The sequence below is a fragment of the Kitasatospora sp. NPDC041988 genome (assembly GCF_055588525.1).
Genome location: NZ_JBVJCO010000013.1, coordinates 106,879 through 132,850, shown reverse-complemented (window position 1 = coordinate 132,850; position 25,972 = coordinate 106,879). Strand labels below are relative to the sequence as shown.

The following is a 25,972-nucleotide window of genomic DNA, read 5'->3' as shown; positions in this document are numbered from 1 at the left end:
GCCCCCGCACCTGCGCGCGTCGGGCTACCGGCCCTGTGCCTTGCGGTACTTGCGGTCGAGGTAGGACAACCGGACGGCCGTGCGTACCGAGTGGGCCAGGGTGCCGAGCGGTCCGGTGCCGGGCGGCGGGACAATGCCCATCTGGGTCAGCATCCCGGCGTAGTCGCCCTCCTGCCGGAACTCGCGCATGCGGCCCTCGTCGTCGTACTTCTCGATGATGATCTCGCCGATCTCCAGCCGGCGCCCGGTCGGCGGAATCCCGAAGAGCGGGCCGAGATGAGTGCCGCGAAAGGTCACGTGCAGCACTGCCTCATTGCCGTCGATGAGGATGTTGTGCCAGTCGATCTGCACGTCCGGCTTCGCCGCCTTGACCAGGTTCAGCGTGTCCAGGAACTCCTGTCCGCCGTTCAGGATCGGGCGTCCGGGCAGGTAGCACTTGTAGTCGGGCGAGTACCAGGGCAGCGCCCGGGAGTTGTCGCTCGACCAGGACAGGTCGGAGACCATCAGAATGTGCTCGCGGGTCAGCTTGAATCCGCCGCCCGCCGCACTGTTCCCGACACCCTGCAGCTGCTCGTCGACGGTCATCGGGCCGCACCCTTCCTTCGCTGCTTGATCCGGTCCTTGGCGATCAGGGCGCCGAGCCGGCCGACGGTCTTGAAGGTGTGCGCGACGCTGCCGAGCGGTCCGGCGTCCTCGGGCGGCGTGATGCCCAGCTGGGTGAGCACGCCCAGGTAGTCGGCCTGCTGCCACATTTCAACGATCGTGTCGCCCTCGAAGCGCAGGATCACGTGCTCGGAGAGCCGGGTGGGCAGTCCGGTGGCCGGAATGCCCATCAGCATGCCGCGCTGGTGACCCGTCAACTCACCCCGCACCAGGACCTTGTCGCCATCGGCCAGAACCTCGTGGGAGCGGCGCGCCAGGTCGGGTATCGCCTCGAACATCTGCCTGGCCAGGTCCTTCAGGCCGGGGATGCCATGGATCTCCGGCTGGCCGGGCAGCGGCACATGGGTCACCACGCCGGGGCTGAAGTGCTCGTCGATGACGCCCAGATCGCGCTTGTTCCACAGTTCGTCGAGAACACGCGGCGCAATTCGCTTGATGTCCGGCGCGATGGGCACCGTCATGCTTGGCATCGTCTCTCCGTTTCTCTTTCGCAGTTCAGTTCTCTGCATTGCGCGCCGCCGCGGCCAGCCAGTCGCGGCGGATCAGGCTGCTGAAGGGTTCGATCAGCAGCCAGTAGCGCCGGAACCTGCGGGCCGAGTCGGGGTCGGTCACATAGACCCTGGTCTCCGTGCGCAGGCGGGTCCCCGTGCCGTGCGCGGTGGCCGAGAAGGCCATCAGGCCCTTGATGTTTCCCGGCTCGTCGAAATCCAGGAACTCCTCCGGGGTGAGGGAAAGCCATTCCTGGCGCAACGCCCAGGGCCGGCCCGCGAATCCGACGACCAGATCGCCGTCCGGGTCGTCCTGGAGGCCGAACGCACCCACTCCCTCGGTCAGCCCGTCGAGCACAGGCGCCTGCTTGTCCATGTACCGCTCGTCACTGCCGGGCATCAGACGAGCCGGAATGCTGCGGACGAAGACCAGCGGACGGATCACGTACATGTCCGCCGGCACCACGTCGCGCACCGCCCGGGCGGTGACGGACGGTTCTGCCCGCACGGTCCGCCCATGGTGGGTGCGCCACTGGTACTCGGGCAGCCAAGCGTCACAACTACTGATCCCGGGATCGAGGTTGCGGTCCTTCACCGCGTCCGCCTTTCGTCGTGGCCGGCTCCGGCCCGCAGTCCGGTCCCGGCATTCGCTGGATGAGATCCATCCGCACCCGCCGCGGATACACCTCGGGGGGAACGTTCTGTGCTGGGTCGCCGACGTCGGGCTTGCCGGCGTCCGAGTTGCTGACGCCTGGGTTGCCGACGCCTGGCTTCATACGATACCGGAGTTCCGGAACTCCGGTATCGTATACTGCCGTCATGCAGAACCCGGAACAGCGGAAGGGCCGCCCCCGCGACCAACAGATCGACCAGGCGGTGCTCCAGGCGGCCCGCGAGCTCCTCGTCGAGACCGGGTACAGTCGCGTCACCATGGACGCGACCGCTGCCCGCGCGGGGGTGGGCAAGGCCGCCATCTACCGCCGGTTCGGCTCCAAGGCCGAACTGCTCTTCGCCGCCGCCGTGCACGGCATGGACATCGAGCCGCCGCCGGACACCGGCTCACTGCGCGCGGACCTGCGTGCGATGGCGCGGCTGATCCACGAGCGCCTGTCGAACCCCGCGGCGCGCGATGTGACATCTGCTCTGATGGCGGAGATGGCTCGCGACCCCGCACTCGTCACCCGGTTTCAGAACACCTTCATCGCGAAGGAACGCAGAGACCTCACGGCGATCCTCGAACGTGCCGAGCGGCGCGGCGAGATGGCCCGGCCACTGGACCCGCTCCTTGCCCATCTGATGCTGGGCGGACCCCTGTTCCTCGCGCTGCTCGCCTTCCACCAGCCGGTGGACGAGCCACTGCTGGACGACCTGGCCGACGTACTCGCCGCCGGACTCATCGCGCAGGCCCGCTCCCCAAGATCGGGTGACACCTGTTAACTTCCGTGCGAGATGCTCCGGCACGGCATCCGGGAGAGGGAGAGAGGGGGCAGTGGAGCGGCATGAGTCAGGGGCAGATAGCGCGACCGGGAACCTCGCGGAGGGAACGGCAGCGCCGGGGGACCATCGAAGAGATCAAACACGTGGCCCGGGCACTGCTGGTGGGCGAAGGCATCGGCAACGTCACCATCCGCGCCATCGCCCGCGAAATGGGGATGACCGCCCCCGCGGTGTACCGCTACTTCGACAACCATGAAGGACTGCTGCAGGCCGTCCGGACCGACATCTTCACCGAAGTCGCCGACTGCCTGGCGAAGTCGTGCGATGCCCTGCCGGCGAACGACGCACCGGGACGGCTGATCGCCGCCGCCCACGCGCTGCGACGCTGGGGCCTGGAACACCCGCGCGAGTTCGGCCTGCTACTGGATTCCGGTGCACCAGGACCGGTCGGCGCAGCGGAGTCCGATCTCGACCAGGATCCGGGATGGGTCTTCGGCCTGGTCTTCGCCGACCTCATGTCGGACCTGTGGCGCACCCGGCCCTTTCCCGTCCAGCCCCCAGGGACCATGGCGCCCCGGCTGGCCGACCAGCTCGACCGACTCCGCGCCAACCGCCACGCAGACGTTCCGGTGGAAGCCATCGCCGTGATTCTGCGGTGCTGGGTCCGGCTGTACGGCCTGATCTGCATGGACGTCCTGGGCCATCTGCACTTCGCCCTGGACGACGGCTCACTCTTCTTCGAACGTGAACTCGCCGACACCTGCCGCGCACTGGGCATCACGGCCAGGCCCACCGCCGAGCGAGCACCGTGAATCGCCGGGTGCGCGGGTCAAGCTCGACAGTCCGGCGCAGGAATCAGCTCCACCGCAACCGAGCGTCCGAAAGGCGTCGCCTACGCGCGCCACGAACAGCCTCACCGCGCCGGCTCTGGGCGCCCCCATGGTCACGAGAACGAGAAAACCCCAGATCAGAGACCTGACCTGGGGTTCATCTTGAGCCGCCTATGGGATTCGAACCCATGACCTACGCATTACGAGTGCGTTGCTCTGGCCAACTGAGCTAAGGCGGCGCCGCTGCAACGCGTGGTCGCAACGCGGGCCAGTCTACACAGGTTCGCGGGTGATCCGTAACGGGTTGCCGGGGTGGGCGGTCAGGCGGAGGAGACGGCGAGTTTGGCGGCGAAGCCGGCGAAGAGGACGGCGACGCCGCTGGTGAGACCGGCGGAGAGTCGCCTGCGGCGACGGAAGGCGGTGGCGAGGGTGGTGCCCGCGAAGATCAGCATGGAGAGGTAGAGCAGGCTGAAGGTCTGCAGGATGCCGCCGAGGAGGGCGAAGGAGAGCGCGGGCTGCCCGTAGGAGGGGTCCACGAACTGGGTGAAGAACGAAAGGAGGAACAGGATCGCCTTCGGGTTCAGCAGGCTGATCACCAGGGCGCGGCGGAACGGACGCTCGGTGGGCTCGGCGGCGGGCGCGGTGGCGTCGGGGTCCGCGGTGGCGGCGGCGCGGCGTTCGCGCCAGAGCTGGCGGGCGGCGCGGAGCATGCCGATGCCGATCCAGAGCAGGTATGCGGCGCCGCCGAACTTCACCACGGCGAAGACCGCCGGGTTGGCCTCCAGCAGCGAGGCGGCGCCCAGCGAGGTGAGGCTGATCAGGGTGAGGTCACCGACGAAGACGCCGGCGGCGGCGGTGTAGCCGGTCCGGACGCCCTTGCGGGCGGCGACGGACAGCACGTAGAGGGAGTTGGGGCCGGGGAGGAGGATGATGACGAGGGCGCCGAGGATGTACGTCGCCAGGTCGTTGACTCCGAGCACGGTGGGGCTCCGGTGAGGGTGGCGGGATGGCAGGGGGCCGCTCATCGTAACTTCGCACCGGCCGACAGTTGAAGCGGAAATTACCCCGCGGGCCGCGCCGCGCTCAACGCCCGCCCTACCCGCCGCAGCGCTTCCCCTGCTCCGGTGCCTCCCCGCCCAGCAGGTACCGGTTGACCGCGCCGTCCACGCAGGCGTCGTGCCGGCCGTACGCGGTGTGCCCGTCGCCCTCGTAGGTCAGCAGCCGGCCGGACTCCAGCTGCCCGGCCAGGGACTGCGCCCACGCGTACGGGGTGGCCGGGTCGCGGGTGGTGCCGACGACGACGATCGGCGCGGCGCCGGCGGCGCGGATGGTGTGCGCCGCTCCGGTGGCCTTCACCGGCCAGTAGGTGCAGGTCAGCGCCATCCAGGCCATGACGCGGCCGAACTGCGGCGAGGTCTGCTCGAACTGCGGCACCGCCTGCTGGACGCCGGCCGGTCCGGCGAACGGCGCGGGCAGGTCCAGGCAGTTCACCGCCATGTTGGCGAACATCAGGTTGGGGTACGAGCCGTCCGAGCCGCGTTCGTAGTACGAGTCCGACAGCTTGAGCAGGCCGGTGCCGTCGCCGGTCTTGGCGTCGGCGAGCGCGGTGCGCAGCCTGGGCCAGAGGAAGTCGGCGTACATGGCCTGGATCACGCCGGTGGTGGCCTGGGCTTCGGTGAGCCGGCGGCCGCCGTCGGTGGTGGGCAGCGGCTGGGCGTCGATCGTCCTGAACAGGGCGGTGAGCTGCTCGCCGGCCTGCTGCTCGGTCCGGCCGAGCGGGCAGTCCTCACGCTTGGCGCAGTCCTTGGCGAAGGCCGCCCAGGCGGTCTCGAAGCCGCCGGCCTGGGTGCGGTTGCCGGTGAGCGCGTCCAGTGACGGGTCCATCGCGCCGTCCAGCACGATCCGGCCGGTTCGGCCCGGGAAGAGCCCGGCGTAGGTGGCGCCGAGGAAGGTGCCGTACGACTTGCCGACGTAGTTGAGCTTCTCGTCGCCGAGCAGCGCGCGCAGCACGTCCAGGTCGCGGGCGGTCTCGACGGTGCTCAGATGGCCGAGCCGGTCGCCGGCCCGCTGCCGGCAGCCCTGGGCGAACTCCTTGTCGGCGGCGACCAGGGCGTCGATTTCGGCCTGGTCGTCGGGGGTGATGTCGGCGGCGGTGTACGCGTCCATCCGGTCGCCGCCGAGACAGGTCACCGGGGAGCTGCGGCCGACGCCGCGCGGGTCGACGCCGACCAGGTCGTACCGGGCGCGCACCCCGCTGTCGTACGTCCTGGCGACGGCCTCCACGTAGTCGACCGCCGAGCCGCCGGGGCCGCCGGGGTTGAGCAGCAGCGAGCCGAGCCGGCCGGCGGCGCCCGTACCGGAGCCGGCCGGGACGGCGGGGGCGCGGACGGCCGACAGGGTGAGGTCCCCGCCCGCCGGGTGCTCGTAGTCCAGCGGCACCGTGAAGGTGGTGCACTCGAATCCGTCGTCGCACGGCTGCCAGGCGAGCCGCTGCCCGTAGTACGGCGCCAGCGCGGCGGGGACGGCCGCCGGGAGCGGCTCCAGCGGTGTGACCCCGGGCCGGGAGGCGGTCGCCGCACCGGGGGAGGACGGGGACGAGGGCGAGCGGGGCGCGACGGTGTCCGAGGAGGAGGCGTGCGGCGTGGACGAGCCGGAGCCGCACCCGCCGATCAGCAGCCCGGCGGCCAGCACCGCGGCCACCGCCCGCCCGCGCCGGTCCCGCTCCGCCCTCATCCGCTCCTGCTCCGCCCTCATCCGGTCCCGCTCCGCCCTCATCTGTTCCCCTCGGCACTCGGGTACGGGAACGCGGCCGCTGCCGGCGTCCGGGTACGGCGAAGCGTAGTGCCCGCCGGCGCCCTGCCCAGGACGGCTCGGCCGCAGCTCAGGACGGTTTGGCCAGCGTCTCGGCCAGGTACTGCGCGGCCTGCCGGACCAGCCGCAGCCGCTCCCGGTCCGCCGTGTAGTCCTGCACGTTGTCGGAGATCCGCACGTCGGCGCGGGCCGCCGCGCCGGTGCCGCCGCGCAGCGCGGCCTGCAGCTTGCGGGCCGCGTCCAGCCCGGCGCTGTCGGCCTTGGCCGCGGCCAGCAGCAGCTTGGGGGCGGCGTTGGCGGGGGCCTCGGCACCCGTCTGGGCCAGCGCGGCGGTGTCGTACCGGCCGGAGACCGCGGCGGCCGCGCCGTACAGGTCGGGGCGGGCCAGGGCGGCGGCCGCGGCGCAGGGTGCGCCGCCCTCGACGCCGAGCGTGCCCCAGGAGGCCGGGCCGGGCGGCAGGGTGCGGAAGGTGGCGGCGATGGTGGTGCGCAGCACCGCGTCGTCGGCGACGGCCTGCGGGGCGGCGGCGACCAGCTCGCAGGGGTGCGCGGTGCCGTTCGGCGCCTCCGGGGCGACCAGGATGAACGGGCGGGCCTTGCCGGTCTGGACGGCGGAACCGAGGCCCTCGAAGACGTCGGGGACTTCGACGTCGGCGGTCTTCCGCGGGGTGGCGGCGTGCATCACGACCACCGGGAAGCGCGCGTCCGGGTCCTTGGCGTACTGGGCCGGCAGCCAGACCCGGACGTTGCGCGGGTGGCCGTCCGGGCCGAGCACGGCGGACTGCAGCAGCTCGCCGCCGGCCGGGTGGCCGACGCTGTCGAACCGGCTGGGCACCGGCGCGGGGGCGGGAGTCGTGGCACCGGCCGGGGCGGCGGAGGCGGTCACCGGCGCGGTCTCGGGGACCGGCGGAGCCGCCGGCCGCCCACCTTCGGCGCCGCTGCCCGGCGCGGCGTCGGAATCGGCGCCGAACTCCGCGGAGCCGGAGCGCGGGTCCTGGGACCCGAGGCCGCCGAACGTCCCCAGGGCCGTCAGCAGCGTCAGCGCCGTGACGCAGACACCGCACACCATCGCCCCGGCCGCGCGCACCAGCATCGGCCGCTGGTCACCGGTGAGCTCGTAGGTCTCGGCGGCCCGCAGGTCGCGCCAGCGCAGCAGGGCGCCGCGCGCGAGCCAGACACCGCCCCCGGCGGCGGCCAGCAGGGGAACGACGAGGAGCGAACGGACCATGGAACGCACCGCCTCGGGAGGAGGGCCGGACGACCGGTGGGGCCCGGTGCCGGACGGGACGCGACGGCCCCGGCGTCGGGGCGCAGTCGGCCCCAGCGTGCAAGACGACCCGGCGGTCACACGTGGGTGTGCTCGGCGCGTACGGCCCGTTCACTCGAAGGTGGGACACGCCACTAGCGCGGGAAGCCCTACCCCGGAGCGCCGCCGAGTCCCGCTGAGCCCTGGGGAGTCCTGGGGAGACCGTTGACGCACCGTTGAGCGCTGTCGGGCCCGTGGAGCCCCGCAGCCCGCCGCGAGGCGTCGCGCGCTAACCCGCCCGCAGCGCGACCGTCATCGCCTCGACGGCGAGCAGCGGGTCGACGTTGCGGTCCAGCGCCTGCCGGCAGGCGAGCACCGCCTCGATCCTGCGCAGCGTGCCCTCCGGCGGACCGGCCTGCGCGACCCGGTCCAGCGCTGGCCGCTGGTCCTCGTTGGCCAGCGCGCCGGTCGAGCCGAGCTGCAGGGCGAGCACGTCCCGGTAGAAGCTCAGCAGGTCGAGCAGGGCGACGCCGAGCGTCTCCCGGCGGGTACGGGTGGCGCGGCTCTTCTGCCGCTTCTCCAGCTCCTTGACGGCCCCGGCCATGCCGCGCGGCGCCTTGCTGCCCTCGGCGGCGCCGTACGCGGCCCTGAGGTCGTCGGTCTCCTTGGCGTCCTGGGTCTCGGCGAGCGCCTCGGCGTCGGCCTTGGCGGTGTCGACCAGCCGCTGGGCGGCGGCCAGGCAGCCGCCGATGTCGGCGACCTCCAGCGGGATCCGCAGCACCTCCGCCCGGCGGGTCCGGACCTCGTCGTCGACGGCGAGCCGGCGGGAGCGCTCGATGTCCCCCTGGCCGGCGAGTGCGGCCAGCCGGGCCGTCCCAGGGTCGACGCCATCGCGGCTGACCAGCATGTCGGCGACGGCCTCGGCGGCGGGCTGGCGCAGCACCAGCAGGCGGCAGCGCGAGCGGATGGTGGGCAGTACGTCCTGGACGGAGGGCGCGCAGAGCAGCCAGACGGTGCGCGGCGAGGGCTCCTCGACGCCCTTGAGCAGGGCGTTGGCGGCGGCCTCGGTGAGCCGGTGGGCGGCGTCGATCAGGATCACCGACCAGCGGCCGCCGGTCGGGTAGCTGGAGGCGCGCAGCACCAGGTCTCGCATGTCACCGACGCCGATCGACAGGCCGTCGGTGCGCACGTACTTCACGTCCGCGTGGCTGCCCGCCAGCACGGTGTGGCAGCTGTCGCAGAACCCGCAGCCGGGTGTGCCACCGAGCGCGAGGTCCGGGCTGGTGCACTGGAGGGCGGCGGCGAAGGCGCGGGCGGCGGTGGTCTGGCCGGCCCCGGGCGGCCCGGTGAACAGCCAGGCGTGTGTCATCAGCGAGGCGTTGCCGCCCGGCTCGGCCGCGGTCCCGCGGCCGGCGGCGACCGTCGCCCCGGCCGCCCGGGCGGCGGCGGTCAGCTGCTCGACCACCCGCTCCTGGCCCACCAGGTCGTCCCAGACGGCCACTGCTGCTCCCAAGCTCGGTACGGACTGCCTCGTGCGGACCGCCCCGGTGCCCACTGCCCGGCCCGGTCTCCGCTCCCCGCGGTCGAGCATACGTGCCCGGTACGACGGCGGGCGGTGCCGCCGGAGCACCGCCCCGGCCGCACCGCCCGCCGTCCGTCCATCCGTCCATCCGTCCGTCGTGAAAGGTGACCGCCCTGAGGTGACCGCCCTGGGACGTCCGCCCCGGCCGGGTCAGCCCCGGCGCCGCCAGCGCCGGCCCTTGCCCTTGCCACCCTGGTCGTCCGGACCGTCCTGGCCGTCCTGACCATCCGGACCGCCGCCATCGGCGCCGCCGTGACCGGCCGCGTCGCCGCCGTAGGCGAGGCGCGGGTCCTGCGGGCCCGGCCCGGCCGGGCCGGTGTGATCCCAGCGGGCCCATTCGTCGCGCGAGCCGAGCAGGGTGTCGGTCAGGCTCGGCAGGTCGTCCATCGGGGTCTCCTCGGCCCAGGACGGCCGCGGACGCGGTTCGGGGGCCTGCTGCGGCTCGTCGACCACCGGCAGCTCCCGGGTGCTGTCGACCGGCTGCTCCTGCGCGGCCCGGCCGGCCTGGTCGTCCCGCCAGAGGCCCGGCGGCACCCGGTCGGCCGGTCCGGCCGGCTCGACCCGCGGCAGCACCTCGGTCCGGTCGGCCACGGAACGGTCGGCCACAGAACGGTCGCCCGGGCCCCGGCCGGCGTCCGCCGCGGGCACCCGGGGCAGCACGGCCGTCTCGTCCGCCGGAGCGGCGGGAACGACCGGCAGCTTCGTCGTCGCGTCGACCTCGGACGTACCGGAGGCGTCCGCACCGCCCGCCTCCGCCGCCCGGACCGCCGCCCGGCGGTCCCGCTCGGAGATCTCCTGGGTGACGTCGTCCGGGTCCTTCACCATCCGCAGCTCGGTGGTCACCGCATCCCCCGGCACCGGACGGTCGGCCCGGTCAGCCCGGTCGGCCGCGCTCTCGGCCGCCGCAGCCGCCGCGGCGAGCGCCGCGGCCTGTGCCAGCCGGGCCTCCTCGGCCCGCTGCAGCGCCTCCTCCGCACGCCGCCGCTGCTCCTCGCGCGCCAGCTCCCGCTGCCGCTGGAGCTCCGCCTGGGCGGCCGCCTCGTCGGCGAGCCGCTTGCGCTCGGCAGCCTCGGCGGCGAGCCGGGCCTCCTCGGCCGCACGCAGCTTCGCCTCCTCCTCGGCACGCCGGCGGGCTTCCTCCTCCGCCTTGCGGCGGGCCTCCTCGGCGGCTTTGCGCGCCGCCTCCGCGGCGATGCGCTCGGCCTCCTCCTTGGCGAGGCGCTCCTTCTCCGCCTGCTCGGCCCGGAGCTGCTCCAGCAGCTCCTGCCGCTTGCGCTCGGCGGCCTCCGCCTCGGCCTTCTGCCGCGCCTCCTCGGCCGCGCGGCGCTCGGCCTCCTGGCGGGCGAGCCGCTCCTGCTCGGCGCGGGCGGCCTTCTCCTGCTCGGAGAGCGGCAGCTCGCGGTCGAGCCGGTGGCGGATCGCGGTGGTGACGAAACCGGGCTGCTGACTGCCGTCGACGACCAGGTAGCGCGCGGGGTCGGCGGCCGCCAGGGCGAGGAAGCCGGACCGGACCCGCTGGTGGAACTCGGTCGGCTCGGACTCCAGCCGGTCCAGCGCCTCCGTGAACCGCTCCCGGGCCCTGGTCGGGTCGACGTCCAGGACGACGGTCAGGTCGGGCACCAGCCCGCCGGTCGCCCAGCGCGAGATCCGGGCCACCTCGGTGGCGGCGAGATCCCGGCCCGCGCCCTGGTAGGCGATCGATGAGTCCATGTAGCGGTCGGTGATCACCACCGCGCCGCGGGCCAGCGCCGGGCGGATGACGTTCTCGACGTGCTCGGCGCGGTCGGCGGCGTAGATCAGCGCCTCGGCGCGGTGCGACAGGCCGGTGTTGCCGACGTCCAGGACGAGGCCGCGCAGCCGCTGGCCGACCGGGCTGCCGCCGGGCTCGCGGGTGAGCACCACCTCGTGGCCCTTGCCCCGGATCCACTCGGCGAGCGCCTGGGCCTGGGTGGACTTGCCGGCGCCGTCGCCGCCCTCCAGGGCGATGAAGAAACCTGTGCCGGTGGTGCGGTGCGGGGCCGGCCCGGCAGCGCCGCGGACGGCGTCCACCAGGTCGCGGGCGAACGGGGCGGTGCCCCGCCGGTCGTCGGTCCTGAGCAGCACCACGGCGGCGAGCACCAGGGTCAGCAGGCCGGCGGTGGCGACCGCGAGGGCCGCGCCGCCGTGGATGAAGGTGAACGAGCCGGGCTCGACGGTGCCGTACTGGACGTCCCCGTAGGCGGCGGCGATCAGCGGGACGACGACCAGCGCGGCGCCCACGACGACCCGCAGCACCGCGTACAGGTGCTCGGTGACCTTCGGGAGCCGGGCCTCCTCGACCTCCTGGGCGAGCAGGGTGCGGCCGGCCGAGATCACGATGCCGGCGGCCAGGCCGGCCAGCACGGTCAGCAGCAGGACCAGGACGAAGTCCAGCACCAGGCCGGCCAGGATCAGCGCGACGCCCTCGGCCAGCAGGGCGAGCGCGAGCAGCCGGCGGCGGGAGAGCGAGGGCAGGGTGGCCCGGGTGAGCCGGGCGCCGAGCGCGGGCGCACCGGCCGCGGCGAGGACCAGCAGGCCGTAGCCGATCGGCCCGGCCCGGTGCTCGGCGGCGGTCAGCAGCGCGAGCGCGGCGACCCCGGCCATCGAGGCGTAGGCCGCGGCGACCGAGAAGGTGAAGTACGGGGCGGAGCCGGTGCGGCCCTTGCTCAGCGCGGGCCCGGGGGCCGCGTCGGTCGGGGCGCGCAGGCCCTGCAGCGGGGAGTGCGGAGGGGCGGAGACCGGACCGCCGGGCAGCTCGTGCTGGTAGACCCGGACGGCCGAGACCGCGAACAGCGCGGCCGCACCGAGCGCGGCGAAGGTGGTCTGGTGGGCGCGCAGCCAGTCCGAGCCGGCCGCCGCGAAGATGTTGTTGAGCAGCGTGAGCGCGACGAGCGCGGCCGCCCCGAGCGGCACGGTGGCCCAGCCGGTGCGCCGGTCCAGCGTCCGGACGGTGTCCAGGTTGGCAGCGGACGGCCGCTGCTCGGCGGCGGGCGCGAAGGGGTTCGCCGACGGCAGCAGCGCGGGGGCGGCGGCGGCCTTGGCGATCGCCCAGACCCGCTCGGCGGCGCCGGTCACGAAGACGGTGCCGAGCAGCAGGTAGGTCGCGGCGCCGGAGGGCTTGGCGCCGGAGCCCAGCCAGACGATCCACCACGGCGCGACGCCGATCAGCACGGCCCGCAGCACATCGGCGCCGAACAGCGTCCAGCGCCGGTCGAGCTTCCCGCTGAGCAGCCCGTGCACCGGGCCGAGCAGGGCTGCGCCGACCAGCACGGTGGCGGCCAGCCGGACGGCCAGGACGGCGGCGACCGCGAAGGCGAGGCTGCGCGGCAGGTCGCCGAACTGCCCGCCGAGCGCGGCGGCGATCACGGTGAGCGCGAGCAGCACCAGCAGGCCGAGCCGGTCGGCGGTGCCGCCGATCAGCTGGGTGGTCCAGAGCCGGCGGTAGGGGCGCAGCCGCAGCAGCGCGCGGGCCCGCTCGCCGGGGGTGCCGGCGGGCGCGACCTCGGGCAGGTCGGGCGTGCCGGCTCTGGCGGCCGCGGCGGCGCTGGGGGTGGGCTGCTCCTCGCTCGTCATACGGTCAGCGTAGCGGTCGACGGTTGCCGCAAAAGGGTGAGCGGCCCTCCGGTTCGTTGTCATTGCAGGGTTGTGACGCACCCCGCACAGCTCCTTGACCGCTCCGACGAAGACGGCGGGCCTCTCCTTCGACACTGCGGGCGCTCTCCTCGAAGACCGCGGGCCCGCGCCTCCGGAGGGGAGACGCGGGCCCGGTGCCACCGGCGAGGGGTCAGCCCTCGTCGGTGGCGGTGGTCTTGCTCGCGGCCGTCTTCTTCGCCGCCGTCTTCTTGGCGGTCGCCGTCTTGGCCGTCGTCGTCTTCTTGGCGGCGGTCTTGGCGGTGGCGGTCTTCTTCGCCGCGGTCTTGGTCGCCGTCTTCTTGGCCGCGGTGGTCTTCTTCGCCGGGGCCTTCTTCGCCGTCTTCTTCACCGGCCCGCGCGCCCGCTTCTCGGCGAGCAGCTCGTAGCCGCGCTCGGGCGTGATGGTCTCGACCTCATCGTCCTTGCGCAGCGTCGCGTTGGTCTCGCCGTCGGTGACGTACGGACCGAAGCGGCCGTCCTTCACCACCACCGGGCGCTCGCTGACCGGGTCGGTGCCCAGCTCCTTGAGCGGCGGCGCGGCGGCGGCCCGGCCGCGCTGCTTCGGCTGCGCGTAGATGGCCAGGGCCTCCTCCAGGGTGACCGTGAACATCTGCTCCTCGCTGGTGAGCGAGCGCGAGTCGGTGCCCTTCTTGAGGTACGGGCCGTAGCGGCCGTTCTGCGCGGTGATCTCCACGCCCTCCGGGTCCGTCCCGACCACGCGCGGCAGCGACAGCAGCTTCAGCGCGTCGTCCAGGGTGACGGTGTCCAGCGCCATCGACTTCAGCAGCGACGCGGTGCGCGGCTTGACGGCGTTCTTGCCGGTCTTCGGCGTGCCCTCGGGCAGGATCTCGGTGACGTACGGGCCGTACCGGCCGTCCTTGGCGACCAGCAGGTTGCCGCTGACCGGGTCCTGGCCGAGCTCGAAGTCACCGCTGGGCTTGGCCAGCAGCTCCTCGGCCAGCTCGACGGTGAGCTCGTCCGGCGGCAGCTCGTCGGGGATGTCGGCGCGCTGGCCGGGCTCGCCCTCGACGGCGGAGGCGCGCTCGACGTACGGGCCGTAGCGGCCGACCCGCAGGGTGATGTCGTCGCTGATCCGGAACGAGCTGATCTCCCGGGCGTCGATCGCGCCGAGGTCGGTGACCAGCTCCTTCAGGCCGCCCAGGTGGTCGCCGTCGCCGTTGCCGGCCTCGGCGGCGCCGCCGGCCGCGTGGCCCTCGCCCTCACCGAAGTAGAAGCGCTTCAGCCACGGCACGGACTTCGCCTCGCCGGCCGCGATCCGGTCGAGGTCGTCCTCCATCTTCGCGGTGAAGTCGTAGTCGACCAGCCGGCCGAAGTGCTTCTCCAGCAGGTTGACCACGGCGAAGGAGAGGAACGACGGCACCAGCGCCGTCCCCTTCTTGAAGACGTAGCGGCGGCCGATGATGGTGTCGATGATCGAGGCGTAGGTGGAGGGGCGGCCGATCTCCCGGTCCTCCAGCTCCTTGACCAGCGAGGCCTCGGTGTAGCGGGCCGGCGGCTTGGTGGCGTGACCCTCGGGGGTGAGCTGATCGGCGGCCAGCGGGTCGCCCTCGGCGACCTGCGGCAGCCGGCGCTCACGGTCGTCCAGCTCGGCGTTCGGGTCGTCGGCGCCCTCGACGTAGGCCTTCAGGAAGCCGTGGAAGGTGATGATCTTGCCGGAGGCCGAGAACTCGGCGTCCCGGCCGTCCGCGGCGCGGCCGCCGACCTTGACGGTGACCGACTGGCCGACGGCGTCCTTCATCTGGGAGGCGACGGTACGCATCCAGATCAGCTCGTACAGCCGGAAGTCGTCGCCGCTCAGGCCGGTCTCGGCGGGGGTGCGGAAGCGGTCGCCGGACGGGCGGACGGCCTCGTGGGCCTCCTGCGCGTTCTTGACCTTGCTGGCGTACGTGCGCGGCGCGTCCGGCAGGTAGTCGGCCCCGTAGAGCTGGGTGACCTGCGCGCGAGCGGCGGCGATCGCCGTCTCCGAGAGCGTCGTCGAGTCGGTACGCATATAGGTGATGAAGCCGTTCTCGTACAGCTTCTGGGCCACCTGCATGGTCCGCTTGGCGCCGAAGCCCAGCTTGCGGCTGGCCTCCTGCTGGAGCGTGGTGGTGCGGAACGGCGCGTACGGCGAGCGGCGGTAGGGCTTGGACTCGACGCTGCGGACGCTGAACGCGGTCTGCTCCAGGGCGGCGGCCAGCGCGCGGGCGGCCTGCTCGTCCAGGTGCAGGGTGTTGGTGCTGCCCGCCTTCAGCCGGCCGTCCGAACCGAAGTCGCGGCCGCTGGCGATCCGCTTGCCGTCCACGGCGGACAGTCGCGCGCCGAAGGTCTCCGGGTTGGCGGCGTCGGCCGGGGTGCGGCCGGTGCCGAAGGTGCCGACCAGGTCCCAGTACGAGGCACTGCGGAACGCCATCCGCTCGCGCTCGCGCTCGACCACCAGCCGGGTCGCGACGGACTGCACGCGGCCCGCCGACAGCTTCGGCATGACCTTCTTCCACAGCACCGGCGAGACCTCGAAGCCGTAGAGGCGGTCGAGGATGCGGCGGGTCTCCTGGGCGTCGACCAGTCGCTGGTTCAGCTCGCGCGGGTTGGCCACGGCCTCCTGGATCGCCGACTTGGTGATCTCGTGGAACACCATCCGGTGCACCGGCACCTTGGGCTTGAGCACCTGCTGGAGGTGCCACGCGATGGCCTCGCCCTCGCGGTCCTCATCGGTCGCGAGGAAGAGCTCGTCGGACTCCGCGAGGAGCGACTTCAACTTGCTGACCTGGGACTTCTTGTCCGCGTTGACCACGTAGATGGGGGCGAAGTCGTGGTCGACGTCCACGCCGAGGCGGCGCACCTCGCCGGTGTACTTGTCCGGGACCTCGGCCGCCGTGCTGGGCAGGTCGCGGATGTGCCCGACGCTCGCCTCGACGATGTAGCCGGGGCCAAGGTAGCCCTTGATCGTCTTCGCCTTGGCCGGCGACTCGACAATGACGAGTCGCTGTCCGTGCGCGGTCTCGCTGCTCGGGGACACCTTCGCTCTTCTCTCCCGGTCGTTACGTGAGCTGGTCGGCGCTGGCAGCACGGGCTGCGCTCCGCCCGACCCCTCCACCGTCCCGGGGCTGCCGCTGTACGACGACCCCACCAGCGGAGTGTGACCGTACCCCGGCCACCCTTGTCAAACGGACGGATCCTGCTTTTTCACCGGCAAGGCCGACCGACGCCACTCGAACGGTAACCCGATGATGGAGGATCGCGCCCCGTGGAGGGGGGCTTCGGCGGGTTTCGAAGGATGGAATGACGGATTTCAAAATCTGTCAACGGAAAATCGACGCTCGGCGACGGGGCTGGTGACAGGGAGCGCCCGGGGCGGTTCGAGGGCAGTTCGCGCGTGGTCCGGGGGCTGCCGAGAGAGGTTCGGGGCAGCTCTCGAGTGGTCCGGGGGCAACGCGGGGATGGCCCTGGGCCGGGCCGGGACCGGCCCGAGGCGGGATCGGGTGGCAGGACCGGGCGGTCGGACCGGGTGGCCGGATTCGGTCGCTGTGGCCGGTTCGGGACACCGGCCTCTGCGACCGGTCCGGGGCTCCGTCAGTGGGCGGCGGCGACCGCGGTCAGCAGGGCGGTTCCCGCGGCCAGGCAGCCGGCGCCCAGCGCCGTCCACAGCAGATCCGACACCACGACCCGGCCGGTCTCCGCCGCCGCCAGCACCACCCGGGTCGGCCGGCGCGCGTCGTAGGAGATACGGACGGAGGTGCCCGGCGAGAAGCGCGGCGGGCGGCGCAACGGGGTGTGGCCGCGCGGCCGGGTGAGCACCACCTCGGCCCTGCGGGCCGCGCCGGGGCCGTCGATCGCGGCCGGCGCGGAGAAAGTGAGCAGCGGCGCGCTGTCGAGTTCGCCGTGGGTGTCGGTCTCGGCGACCACGGTGGCCACCGCCGGTACGCCCCGGCGGCGCACACCGTGGCGAAGGCGTACTTCGGCGGCGCACCAGAGCAGCAGCGCGCTGCCGAACAGCGCGAGTACCGCGCCGCCCACCGTCGCCGTCGTCGTCTCCACCCCTCGGCCCCCAGCTCTGTCCACAGCCTGTGGACAGAGCCTCACAGCCGGGGGCCAACGGGGGACAGCGGTTCGGCGACCGGCAGGCGAACCAGGGGGTACGGGGGAATGAACCGGGCCTCCGGCAGTTCTCGGGCCCGGCCCGGTTGTCGAGCTCGGCCGGACCCGGTTGCCGGGCCGACCGGGCCTGGTTGCCGGGGTTGCCGGGTTGCCGGGTTGCCGGGCGCGGCTGTTGAGCCGGCCGCGCCCGGCCATCGGGCTCGGCCGGCCCTGGTGTTCGGCCGACCGGGGCCGGATCGAGCGGCCCGCCGGGGCCCGGGTGCTCAGCCGGCCGGCTGGATGAACCCCTGCTCGGTGAGCAGCCGCAGCGACTCCGGCACCCGGTCCCGCAGCACCACCCGGTCCTCGCCGAGCAGTTGCGCGATGGCGTCCACGATCTCGCCCGCCGAGAGCGTCCCGTCGCAGACCCCGGCGAACCCGGCGCCCACCGTGTCGACCTTGGTGGCCCGGCGCATGCCCCGGTTGTGCCGCAGGATCACGTGCTCCGGGTCCTCCGCGCCGGGCGCGCCGACCTGCTCCTGCACCACCTCGTCGGCCAGCACGTACCGGGCCGCGAGCAGCCCCGCGTCGTCGTGCGTGCGCAGGAAGTCCTGCCGGGCGAACCACTCCTCGATGTGCGGGCCGAGCGGCTGCTCCACCGGGTGCGGCCACTCCTCCACCCGGACGGTCGGCCGCTCGGCGCCGCCCGCCCGCAGCGTGATCCAGCCGAAGCCGATGCCCTCGACCCGGCCCGCCTCGAACGCGTCCAGCCACTCCCCGTAGCGGGCCTGGTAGTCGCCGCCGGGGCCCCGGTGGTCTCCGCCGTCGCGCAGCCACAACTCGGCGTACTGGGCGACGTCCTGGACCTCCCGCTGGACGATCCAGGCGTCCAGGCCGGTGCCGGCCACCCAGCCGGCCAGCCGCTCGTGCCAGTCCTCGCCCTTGACGTGCTGCCAGTTGGCGAGCAACTGGCAGTAGCCACCAGGCTCCAGATGCGCGGCGGCGGAGCGGACCAGGCTGCGGCAGAGGTCGTCGCCGGCCATCCCGCCGTCGCGGTAGGTGAACCGGCCCGAGGGCGAGATCACGAACGGCGGGTTGGAGACGATCAGGTCGAACTTTCGCTCACCGACCGGCTCGAAGAGGCTGCCGGCCGCGGTGTCGGTGTTCTCGAACCCGGAGAGCGCGAGGGTCAGTTCGGTGAACCGGAGCGCGCGCGCGTTGAGGTCGGTGGCGGTGACCCGCTGGGCGTGCCGGGCGGCGTGCAGCGCCTGCACACCGGAGCCCGAACCGAGGTCCAGGGCGGCCCGGACGGGCCTGCGGACGGTGATGTTGGCCAGCGTGGTGGACGCGCCGCCCACCCCGAGCACGAGGTCCTTGCGGGCCACGCCGTGCGCGGTCTCGCCGGAGCCGATCCCGCCCGCGCCACCCACCGCGCAGCCCAGGTCGGAGACCACCCACGCGTCCGAACTGGGCAGCCCGGCCACCTCGTTGGCGTACGGGCGGACGTCCACGGTGGCCCGCACCAGATCGCCGTCCGGGCGCAGCCAGCCGTCGGCCAGGCAGTCCTCGACCGGCAGTGCGGCGGCGGCCGCGCGGTACGGCACGGGCTGCTGGAGCAGGAACAGCCGTACCAGCGTCTCCAGCGGGCTGCCCCCGCGGGTCGCACGCAGTGCCGGCACCGCCTCGCTGCGGGCCAGCGCCGCGTACCCGGTGGGCCCGAGCAGGTCGAGGCAGCCGTCGGCGGTGAACGAGGCGGCGAGCAGCGCCTCGCGCAGCTTGGCGAGGCGGGTCGGGTCGAGAACGGGGCTACTGATCACCCCGCCATTGTCCCCCGGTCCACGGGGCCCGCCCGCCCGGCCGCCCGACGCCGTCCCCGATCCGCCGGGCACGGGCACTGGTCCGCCGCGGGCGCCGCTGCTCGTCCCCCAGCGCCCGTCCCCCGCCACTCGTCCCCGCCACTCGTCCCCCACAGCTCAGGCGTGGTGTCCGGAGCGTGGCGTGCAGCGCCCGCGTCAGCTCGCCGAGGGAGCCGGGGACGGGGTGGCCGAGGCGGACGGGGCCGACGTGCCACCGGCGTCCGTGGGCGTTGCACCGGCGGCCGGGCTAGCCGGGTCCGTCGAGCCCGGCGCGGGCGCACCCGAGGCGGGCGCGCCGGTCGCGTCACCGGCAGTCGGGGCTGCGGCGGCCGCGCCCGGCTTGCAGCCCTGCTGCTTGGCCATTGCGGCACCGAGATCGCCGCGCTGGAGCTTGGCCTGCGCCTGGGTGGAGAGCGAGGCCAGCTGCTGCACCTGATCGGCGACACTGCGCAGACCGTCCGCGAACTTCGCCTGATCGGCGTTGGGCAGCCCGTCCAGCTTCTTCTGGACGTCCAGGTAACCGTCGGCCGCCTTGTTCAGCTCGGTGACGGTGTCCTTCTGCAGGGTCGCGCCGTCGTCCACCTTGGGCGCGCCGGCCGAGTCGATGGCCGCGGCGATGTCCTGGTTGGTCTTGGCCAGCCGCCCGATGTCCGCGGAGAGACGCTTCTGCAGGTCCGCCGGGGCCTCGCCGGTCTTCACCTGCCCGGTGTCCGCGAGCGCGGTCTGCGACTGGGCGATCGGGTCCTTGGCCGCGCCGCAGACACTCGTCGCCCAGGACTCCAGCTGCTTGCTGTTGTCGTCGCCGCAGCCGACGGCGCCGAACGCAAGCAGCGCGCCGAGCGCGGGTACGGCCAGCAGTCGCTTGTTCACCGGGAGAAGCCTTTCGGTTTCGGTCGTCTTCGGTCGTCGAACTGCGAACCTACACGGCCGCCGACCCACCCCCGGTTCCCCCATCCGGGCCCCGGACCGTACCCGGGCTGCTTCCGGACGGCGCCCCGCCCCGGTGCGGACCCGGTTCAAACGCGGTGTGGCCCCGGTTCAAGCGCGGATCAGGCCCGCTCGACCCGGATCGGATCGCCCGGCCGGTACACAACACCTGGGCATCGCCGTCCAACTCGCCGAGGATGTTGCACGGGCTGGCCAGCCGGCACTCCCCGTCCCGCGAGATCGGCGTCGGACCGTACGGGAGCGCGAGGCTGTCGCCGTCCGTCCAGAACGCCACCGTGCCGGGCTCGACGACCTGCTGGGCGTCGTGCTCCCGCGGCACGCTGACCGGGGTGTCGAAATAGACCTCCTCGCCCCAGGTGTTCGCCGACGAACTGATCGGCAGCGCGGCCCAGAGCACCTCGGAGGTGGGCGTGGTCGCCAGCGTGGCGGTCACCTGACCGGCCGGCCACAGAATGCGTATCCGCATGGGTTCCCTCTTCTACGACAGGTCCGATCACCGATCGGACCCGGTCGTGCCGAGAGCAGCGAACCGCCAGATTCAACAATTTGTCAAAGCATGCCCGGGACCTGGACCGCCCGGAACCCCCGGAGCGGGGAAACGAACGACCTCAGGGGCCAGAGGAAACGGAGACCCCGGTGTCAGACCGCCACCGCGTCGACCGAGACCGGCCAGCTCATCCGGATCAGGCCACCGCCTGCGCCGCTGGTGACCTCCAGGTCCTCGACCAGTCCGGTGATGACCGCGAGGCCCAGGGTGTCCTCGTCCGGGTCGGCCCCTTCGGCCGCGCCAGGGCCCGGGACCGTGGCGGGGCCCGCCTCATCCTCAACCTCGATGAGGAAACGCTTCTCCTGATCCGTGAGGGCGACCCGGACCGCGCCGGTGATACCACCGCGCTGGTGCAGGCCGACGGCACGGGAGCACGCCTCACCCACGGCGAGCCGCACCTCGTCGAGCACCGACTCGTCGACCCCCGCTCGTCTCGCGACTGCCGCGGCGACCAGCCGGGCCGTACGCACATGCTCGGGAAGCGCACTGAATCGAAGTTCGACGGTTGCCATCTTCTCCCCCTCGGGGTGTCCGACCGGGGCCGGGCATGCGGCCCCGCGGGCCGGTCTCACCGGCCCTGAGGCGGCCGGGGCAGCCGGGGCCACGAGGGCCCCGGCGCGCCGGACGCATGGATCGGGCGGACCAGCCCTGGGGCCGGCCCGGCCGCGTCAGTCGGTCGAGTTGACCGCGTCGTCCACCGAGGTGTGGATCGGGAAGACCTTGGTCAGGCCGGTGATGCGGAAGATCTTCAGGATGCGCTCCTGGTTGCACACCAGGCGCAGCGAGCCCTCGTGGGCCCGCACTCGCTTCAGACCGCCCACCAGCACGCCCAGACCGGTCGAGTCGAGGAAGTCCACGCCCTCCATGTCGACGACGAGGTGGTAGTTGCCGTCGTTGACGAGCTCGACCAACTGCTCACGCAGCTTCGGGGCGGTGTACACATCGATCTCGCCGCCAACCTCGACGACCGTGCGATCGCCGACTGTACGGGTCGACAGGGACAGGTCCACGGAACCTCCAGCACCTTGCCTTGCTACGTCATTGCGATCTTCGGCCGGACGGCCGCCACCGCATGGTCGCGAGCCCCGGGCACGCCCAGCCAACGCGTGGCAAGCCTCAGCGCTGCGACCCCCGGCCGTACGGCCGTCACGGCCACATTCAACCACCTGCGACCATGCCCGCACGATGGCTTACAACGATTCTCCGTCACGCCGGTGACACACTGGGTCCTCATGCCGCCCCGTCACAGCCTGCCCGAGGCACTGCTCACGACCCTGTCCACCACCCGGGGGCGGTCGGACCGGCTCACCCATACGGAGCACCTTCCCGCCCGAGCTGCCCGTTATTCGCCATGGCCCGACTCGATCCGGCCCGAGATCGTGGCCGCCGCCCGGGAGCTCGGCGTGGAACTGCCCTGGGCCCACCAGGCAGAAGCGATGAATCTGGCCAAAAGCGGCCATTCTGTGGTGATCGCCACAGGCACCGCCTCGGGCAAGTCGCTCGGCTACCTGGCCCCGGTGCTCAGCGACCTGCTGGACGGCACCGAGGCCCGCAACGGCCGCGGCGCGACCGCGCTGTACCTGGCCCCGACCAAGGCGCTCGCCGCCGACCAGCGCCGGCGGGCCGCCGAACTCGCCCCGCCCAGGGTCCGGGCCGCCCTCTACGACGGCGACACCCCGCCCGAGGAGCGCGAGTGGGTTCGCCAGTACGCCTCGTACGTGCTCACCAACCCGGACATGCTGCACCGCGGCATCCTGCCCGCCCATGCCCGCTGGTCCTCCTTCCTCAAGACCCTGCGCTACGTGGTGGTGGACGAGTGCCACAGCTACCGGGGCGTCTTCGGCTCGCACGTCGCCCAGGTGCTGCGGCGGCTGCGCCGGATCTGTGCCCGGTACGGCTCCTCGCCCACCTTCCTGCTCGCCTCGGCCACCACCGCCGACCCGGCCGCCACCGCCCACCGGCTCACCGGGGTACCGGCCGAGGCGGTCACCGAGGACGCCTCGCCGCGCGGCCCGATGGTCTTCGGCCTCTGGGAGCCTCCGCTCACCGAGAACGTCGGCGAGCACGGCGCACCCGTCCGCCGGACGGCCACCGCCGAGGCCGCCCACCTGCTGACCGACCTGGTCGAGCGGCAGACCCGCACCGTCGTCTTCGTCCGCTCCCGCCGCGCCGCCGAACTCGTCGCACTGCAGGCCCAGGACCAGCTCGGCCGACCGCTCGCCGACCGGGTGGCCGCCTACCGCGGCGGCTACCTCGCCGACGAACGCCGGGCCCTCGAACGCGACCTGCACACCGGTCGGCTCCTCGGCCTCGCCTCCACCTCCGCCCTCGAACTCGGCGTCGACATCTCCGGCCTCGACGCCGTCCTGATGGCCGGCTACCCCGGCACCCGGGCCTCGCTCTGGCAGCAGGCCGGGCGGGCCGGGCGCGAGGCCCAGGGCGCGCTCGCCATCCTGATCGCCCGCGACGACCCGCTGGACACCTACCTGGTGCACCACCCGGAGGCCCTGTTCGCCACACCCGTCGAGGCCACCGTGCTCGACCCCGACAACCCGCACGTGCTCGCGCCGCACCTGTGCGCGGCCGCCGCCGAACTGCCGCTCACCGATGCCGACCTGGAGCTGTTCGGCCCCTCCGCCGGCCCGCTGCTGACCGTCCTGGAACGCCGCGGACTGCTCCGCCGCCGCGGCGAGGCCTGGTACTGGACCCGCCGCGAACGGGCCGCCGACGCCGTCGACCTGCGCGGCAGCGGCGGCAGCCCGGTCCAGATCGTCGAGGCGCCGACCGGGCGGCTGCTCGGCACGGTGGACGCCTCCGCCGCCCACACCACCGTCCACACCGGGGCAGTCCACCTCCACCAGGGGCGCAGCTACCTCGTCCGGGAACTCGACCTGGAGACCTCCGTCGCGCTGGTCGAGCCGGCCGATCCGCCGTACACGACGGCCGCCCGGGACATCACCTCCATCTCCGTGCTCTCCACCGACACCTCTGTCGACTGGGGCGAGGGGCGGCTCAGTTTCGGCTCGGTGGAGGTGGTCAACCAGGTGGTCGGCTACCTCCGCAAGCGGATCTCCACCGGGGAGATCATGGGCGAGACCAAACTCGACCTACCGCCCCGCACCCTCCGCACCCGGGCGGTCTGGTGGTCCGTCACCGAGGACCAGCTGCTCGACGCGGACATCCCGCCCGACCAGCTGCCCGGAGCCGCCCACGCCGCCGAGCACGCCTCCATCGGCCTGTTGCCGCTCTTCGCCACCTGCGACCGCTGGGACATCGGGGGCGTCTCGGTGCCGCTGCACCCCGATACCGAGCTGCCCACCGTGTTCGTCTACGACGGCCACCCCGGCGGGGCCGGCTTCGCCGAACGCGGCTTCCGGCGGGCCGTCCAGTGGCTGACGGCCACCCGGGAGGCGATCGCCGCGTGCGAGTGCGAGCGCGGCTGCCCCTCGTGCGTGCAGTCGCCCAAGTGCGGCAACGGGAACGACCCGTTGGACAAGGCGGCCGCCGTCCGGCTCCTGGACATCCTGCTCGCCGGCGCCCCGACGGCGCCGAGCGGAGCCGGTAACGGTGCTGGTACCGGTACCGGCGTGGGTGCCGATACCGGTGCCGGGGACTCGCCCCATGGGGACTCGCCGCACGGGGACTCGCCGCACAGGGAGGCAGCCGAGGCTGCGGAGGCCGGCTCCTCTGCCGAGCCCACGGAGGACTCATGAGCCACCCGGCGTAGCGCTGAGGCCGTCGGCCGCCTCGGCGCCTGCCGTGGCGGGTGCTGCGGCGGCCGTCGCGCGGACCGGACCGGCACGGGACCGTGCGCGGGCCGGTCCGACCGGCAGCCGCACGGGCAGCCCGCCGACCGGGACTTCGGCCACCACCTCGACGGCGTCCGCCTCCCGGTCCACCGTGCAGGACACCACGGTGGCCGCCTGCGCGGCGGCGATCCCGGCCGCCCGCCCGCACCCGCCGTCCACGTCCAGCAGCAGGCGGTCCGCAGCCGCGAGGGCCGCCAGGTCGGCGGCGGACTCCGCCCGGTGCCGGGCGCCGACCACCGCGCCCACCGCGAGCGTGGCCGTGAACGCCGCACACCCGAGCACGGCGAACGCGACCAGCCACACCGTCGCGGACCCGGCGTCGACCCCGCGCCCCGCCGCCGCCCGGGTGGCGCGGGCCCGCACCACCCTCCGTGCCAGTGCCGCCGCGGCAAGCACGACCGCAACCGGCCTCAGGGCGGCCACGGGCCACCACCTCCTCCGCCACCCGCCAGGGTGTCCTCCCGTGCCGCCACGGCGGCCGCGCCCAGCCGCACCGAGAGCAGCGAGCCGAGCCGGCCCGGCGGCGACGACGGCGCGTCCACCGTGACCCGGACGGTGTCCGCCGCCACCGCGATCCGCACGTCCGCCCCAGCCGGGGCCGCCGAACGGGCGATCGCGGCGGCGTCCGCCTCCCCGCGCGCGGCCGCCCTGGCTCCCACGCGCGCCGCGTCCACACAGCGGATCTGTGCGCCCGCCGCGAGCACGCCCCAGATCAGCATCACGGCGAGCAGCACCAGGGCCGGCAGGGCGACCGCCGTCTCGGCCGTGACGAAGCCTGCATCGCCCCGACGCAGGCCCCGGCGCCGAACGCGGCCCCAACCCCGAACGCGGGCCCAAAAGCGATCCCGAACACGGCAGTAACCGGAGTGCCGACGGATCGACTGCGGCCGCGCCGCCGGCGGACCGTCACGTCGCATGGAGCGCCCGGTCCAGGAGCTCGGTCAGCCCGCTGATCATCGTCGGGCTGGTCACCACCTTGTACAGCCCTGCCGCCAGGGCACACGCCCCGAGCGTGCCGACCGCGTACTCGGCCGTGGTCATCCCGGCGTCCGACCTCCCCCTGACCCGGACCGACCGCCGGACCCGCCCGGCCACCCACCGGCCCCGGCGCCGGCACATCTCGTACAGGCGGCGGCCGGGACGCCCGTCGACGAGCTTCGGTGTGATCACTACAGCCATGGATCTCTCCTCCGGTGATTGATGCTTGGTGTCGATTGCCACGCAGGGGCGTTGCCCCGCCCGCACTCTTCTGGCGCCGCCTCACATCTCCTGGGCGAAACGGGCGGTGAGCCCGATGACCACCGGGACGACGCTGATCAGCACGAACGCCGGGAGGAAGCAGAGCCCCAACGGCGCCGTCGCGAGGACCCCTGCGCGGCGGACGCGGGCGTGCGCCGTACGGGCGGCCGCCGTCCGCCGGCCATGAGCCAGACCGATCAGCGGCCCGGCCGCCGGAGCCCCGCTGAGGCTCGTCCGAGCCAGGCAGCGGGCCAGCGCTGCCAACGCCGGGTGCTCCTCGCCCAGGCGGGTCCAGCAGACCTCCGGCGGCGCCCCCAGGGCCAGTTCGGCCGCGATCGCCACCAGCCGGGGCCCCATCGGGGCGCCGACGCTCCGGCCGACCGCCGCCACCGCCACGGCCGGCGAGGCCGCCGAACCGAGGCAGGCCGCCAGCAGCTCCGCCGTGAGCGGGAGCTGCCGGGTGAGCTGCTCCTCCTCCAGGGCGGCCCGCCGTTCGTCCGGGGACCTCGCCCTGGGCAGCCACCGGTACAGCGCGGCGGCCAACAGGACGCCGACCGCCAGTCCGGCACTGCCGCCCAGCGCCACGGTCGCACCGAGTCCGCCAGCGGCCGCCAAGGCCGCCCTCCTGGCGCGCCCCGCGGCGCCGGTCCCCGGCGCCGGGAGCCGCGCAGCCCACCTGCCCCGCACCGGCCCGACCCGCCGCCGAGCGGCCCGACCAAGGGGCCGGCCCCGGGCACGGATCCAGGCCGACCTCCGACGCCCCGTCCACCGCACCACCCCTCGCCGCA

General features: G+C 73.9%; 22 protein-coding genes and 1 tRNA gene. 3 read left to right on the top strand and 20 right to left on the bottom strand.

Going from position 1 to position 25,972, the window contains the following annotated elements; translation table 11 throughout:
• Window positions 1-24 precede the first annotated feature (24 nt).
• Genes ACZ6NC_RS15895 through ACZ6NC_RS15885 form a run of 3 tightly spaced genes read right to left on the bottom strand, consistent with a single transcriptional unit; the run spans window position 25 to window position 1,746 of the window.
• Window positions 25-585, bottom strand: a complete 561-nt coding sequence (locus tag ACZ6NC_RS15895) for an ester cyclase (RefSeq protein ID WP_465732991.1) — start codon at window positions 583-585, stop codon at window positions 25-27.
• Window positions 582-1,124, bottom strand: coding sequence for an ester cyclase (locus tag ACZ6NC_RS15890; protein WP_465732989.1), 543 nt, complete (start codon window positions 1,122-1,124; stop codon window positions 582-584). The genes ACZ6NC_RS15895 and ACZ6NC_RS15890 overlap by 4 nt, the downstream gene beginning before the upstream one ends.
• Before the next feature lie 34 nt (window positions 1,125-1,158).
• Window positions 1,159-1,746, bottom strand: coding sequence for a hypothetical protein (locus ACZ6NC_RS15885; protein ID WP_465732987.1), 588 nt, complete (start codon window positions 1,744-1,746; stop codon window positions 1,159-1,161).
• 224 nt (window positions 1,747-1,970) lie between these two features.
• On the opposite strand from ACZ6NC_RS15885, the gene ACZ6NC_RS15880 reads away from it, so the two are divergent.
• A complete protein-coding gene (locus ACZ6NC_RS15880) occupies window positions 1,971-2,588 on the top strand; it encodes a TetR/AcrR family transcriptional regulator (RefSeq protein ID WP_465732985.1) in 618 nt (205 codons plus the stop codon).
• Window positions 2,589-2,731: 143 nt separating this feature from the next.
• Window positions 2,732-3,400, top strand: coding sequence for a TetR/AcrR family transcriptional regulator (locus ACZ6NC_RS15875; protein ID WP_465732983.1), 669 nt, complete (start codon window positions 2,732-2,734; stop codon window positions 3,398-3,400).
• 183 nt (window positions 3,401-3,583) lie between these two features.
• Here ACZ6NC_RS15875 and ACZ6NC_RS15870 read toward each other — a convergent pair.
• The 13 genes from ACZ6NC_RS15870 to bldG form a co-directional block, all read right to left on the bottom strand.
• Window positions 3,584-3,657: transfer RNA gene (locus tag ACZ6NC_RS15870), tRNA-Thr, on the bottom strand.
• 81 nt (window positions 3,658-3,738) lie between these two features.
• Complete coding sequence (gene leuE, locus ACZ6NC_RS15865) at window positions 3,739-4,398, bottom strand: leucine efflux protein LeuE (protein WP_465732981.1); 660 nt, start codon at window positions 4,396-4,398, stop codon at window positions 3,739-3,741.
• Between the two features lie 115 nt (window positions 4,399-4,513).
• The gene (locus tag ACZ6NC_RS15860) at window positions 4,514-6,172 is read right to left on the bottom strand and encodes an alpha/beta hydrolase (protein ID WP_465732979.1); all 1,659 of its coding nucleotides are present in this window, start codon (window positions 6,170-6,172) and stop codon (window positions 4,514-4,516) included.
• A gap of 127 nt (window positions 6,173-6,299) precedes the next feature.
• Window positions 6,300-7,457 carry a hypothetical protein gene (locus ACZ6NC_RS15855; RefSeq protein ID WP_465732978.1) on the bottom strand — a complete coding sequence of 386 codons (1,158 nt, stop codon included), beginning with the start codon at window positions 7,455-7,457 and terminating at the stop codon, window positions 6,300-6,302.
• Between the two features lie 307 nt (window positions 7,458-7,764).
• Window positions 7,765-8,976, bottom strand: coding sequence for a DNA polymerase III subunit delta' (locus tag ACZ6NC_RS15850; protein ID WP_465732977.1), 1,212 nt, complete (start codon window positions 8,974-8,976; stop codon window positions 7,765-7,767).
• Between the two features lie 231 nt (window positions 8,977-9,207).
• The gene (gene tmk, locus ACZ6NC_RS15845; protein ID WP_465732975.1) at window positions 9,208-12,648 is read right to left on the bottom strand and encodes a dTMP kinase; all 3,441 of its coding nucleotides are present in this window, start codon (window positions 12,646-12,648) and stop codon (window positions 9,208-9,210) included.
• A 211-nt stretch (window positions 12,649-12,859) separates the two neighbouring features.
• On the bottom strand, window positions 12,860-15,727 hold the full coding sequence (topA, locus tag ACZ6NC_RS15840) for a type I DNA topoisomerase (protein WP_465732973.1): 2,868 nt from the start codon (window positions 15,725-15,727) through the stop codon (window positions 12,860-12,862).
• Between the two features lie 554 nt (window positions 15,728-16,281).
• On the bottom strand, window positions 16,282-16,746 hold the full coding sequence (locus ACZ6NC_RS15835; protein ID WP_465732971.1) for a hypothetical protein: 465 nt from the start codon (window positions 16,744-16,746) through the stop codon (window positions 16,282-16,284).
• Window positions 16,747-17,069: 323 nt separating this feature from the next.
• Window positions 17,070-18,602 carry a DUF7059 domain-containing protein gene (locus ACZ6NC_RS15830; RefSeq protein WP_465732969.1) on the bottom strand — a complete coding sequence of 511 codons (1,533 nt, stop codon included), beginning with the start codon at window positions 18,600-18,602 and terminating at the stop codon, window positions 17,070-17,072.
• Window positions 18,603-18,797: 195 nt separating this feature from the next.
• Window positions 18,798-19,511 (bottom strand): small secreted protein, encoded by a 714-nt coding sequence (locus ACZ6NC_RS15825; RefSeq protein ID WP_465732967.1) that lies wholly within the window; start codon window positions 19,509-19,511, stop codon window positions 18,798-18,800.
• A gap of 49 nt (window positions 19,512-19,560) precedes the next feature.
• Window positions 19,561-20,055 carry a cyclophilin-like fold protein gene (locus ACZ6NC_RS15820; RefSeq protein WP_465732965.1) on the bottom strand — a complete coding sequence of 165 codons (495 nt, stop codon included), beginning with the start codon at window positions 20,053-20,055 and terminating at the stop codon, window positions 19,561-19,563.
• 173 nt (window positions 20,056-20,228) lie between these two features.
• Window positions 20,229-20,648: an ATP-binding protein gene (locus tag ACZ6NC_RS15815; RefSeq protein WP_465732963.1), complete on the bottom strand. Its 420-nt coding sequence runs from the start codon at window positions 20,646-20,648 to the stop codon at window positions 20,229-20,231.
• Window positions 20,649-20,804: 156 nt separating this feature from the next.
• Window positions 20,805-21,146 (bottom strand): anti-sigma factor antagonist BldG, encoded by a 342-nt coding sequence (gene bldG, locus ACZ6NC_RS15810; protein ID WP_148644090.1) that lies wholly within the window; start codon window positions 21,144-21,146, stop codon window positions 20,805-20,807.
• 222 nt (window positions 21,147-21,368) lie between these two features.
• Here bldG and ACZ6NC_RS15805 point away from each other — a divergent pair, with 222 nt between their 5' ends.
• Window positions 21,369-23,849 carry a DEAD/DEAH box helicase gene (locus tag ACZ6NC_RS15805; RefSeq protein ID WP_465732961.1) on the top strand — a complete coding sequence of 827 codons (2,481 nt, stop codon included), beginning with the start codon at window positions 21,369-21,371 and terminating at the stop codon, window positions 23,847-23,849.
• Here the strand turns inward: ACZ6NC_RS15805 and ACZ6NC_RS15800 are convergent.
• The 4 genes from ACZ6NC_RS15800 to ACZ6NC_RS15785 all read right to left on the bottom strand — a co-directional run bounded on the left by ACZ6NC_RS15800 (window position 23,844) and on the right by ACZ6NC_RS15785 (window position 25,799).
• Complete coding sequence (locus ACZ6NC_RS15800) at window positions 23,844-24,368, bottom strand: Rv3654c family TadE-like protein (RefSeq protein WP_465732959.1); 525 nt, start codon at window positions 24,366-24,368, stop codon at window positions 23,844-23,846. The two genes, ACZ6NC_RS15805 and ACZ6NC_RS15800, sit on opposite strands and share 6 nt — an antisense overlap.
• The gene (locus ACZ6NC_RS15795; RefSeq protein ID WP_465733090.1) at window positions 24,356-24,739 is read right to left on the bottom strand and encodes a TadE family type IV pilus minor pilin; all 384 of its coding nucleotides are present in this window, start codon (window positions 24,737-24,739) and stop codon (window positions 24,356-24,358) included. Before ACZ6NC_RS15795 ends, ACZ6NC_RS15800 begins: the two co-directional genes overlap by 13 nt.
• A gap of 112 nt (window positions 24,740-24,851) precedes the next feature.
• The gene (locus ACZ6NC_RS15790; RefSeq protein WP_465732957.1) at window positions 24,852-25,124 is read right to left on the bottom strand and encodes a DUF4244 domain-containing protein; all 273 of its coding nucleotides are present in this window, start codon (window positions 25,122-25,124) and stop codon (window positions 24,852-24,854) included.
• Window positions 25,125-25,205: 81 nt separating this feature from the next.
• Entirely contained in the window at window positions 25,206-25,799 is a 594-nt protein-coding gene (locus tag ACZ6NC_RS15785) for a type II secretion system F family protein (RefSeq protein ID WP_465732955.1), read from the bottom strand.
• Between the last annotated feature and the right edge of the window lie 173 nt (window positions 25,800-25,972).

Excerpts from the sequence above, each read along its gene's own strand:
- ACZ6NC_RS15895 (WP_465732991.1), bottom strand. The coding sequence starts at position 585 with ATGACCGTCGACGAGCAGCTGCAGGGTGTCGGGAACAGTGCGGCGGGC.
- ACZ6NC_RS15890 (WP_465732989.1), bottom strand. The coding sequence starts at position 1,124 with ATGACGGTGCCCATCGCGCCGGACATCAAGCGAATTGCGCCGCGTGTT.
- ACZ6NC_RS15880 (WP_465732985.1), top strand. The coding sequence starts at position 1,971 with ATGCAGAACCCGGAACAGCGGAAGGGCCGCCCCCGCGACCAACAGATC.
- ACZ6NC_RS15860 (WP_465732979.1), bottom strand. The coding sequence starts at position 6,172 with ATGAGGGCGGAGCAGGAGCGGATGAGGGCGGAGCGGGACCGGCGCGGG.
- ACZ6NC_RS15855 (WP_465732978.1), bottom strand. The coding sequence starts at position 7,457 with ATGGTCCGTTCGCTCCTCGTCGTTCCCCTGCTGGCCGCCGCCGGGGGC.
- tmk (WP_465732975.1), bottom strand. The coding sequence starts at position 12,648 with ATGACGAGCGAGGAGCAGCCCACCCCCAGCGCCGCCGCGGCCGCCAGA.
- ACZ6NC_RS15820 (WP_465732965.1), bottom strand. The coding sequence starts at position 20,055 with ATGCGGATACGCATTCTGTGGCCGGCCGGTCAGGTGACCGCCACGCTG.
- ACZ6NC_RS15815 (WP_465732963.1), bottom strand. The coding sequence starts at position 20,648 with ATGGCAACCGTCGAACTTCGATTCAGTGCGCTTCCCGAGCATGTGCGT.
- ACZ6NC_RS15805 (WP_465732961.1), top strand. The coding sequence starts at position 21,369 with ATGCCGCCCCGTCACAGCCTGCCCGAGGCACTGCTCACGACCCTGTCC.
- ACZ6NC_RS15790 (WP_465732957.1), bottom strand. The coding sequence starts at position 25,124 with ATGGCTGTAGTGATCACACCGAAGCTCGTCGACGGGCGTCCCGGCCGC.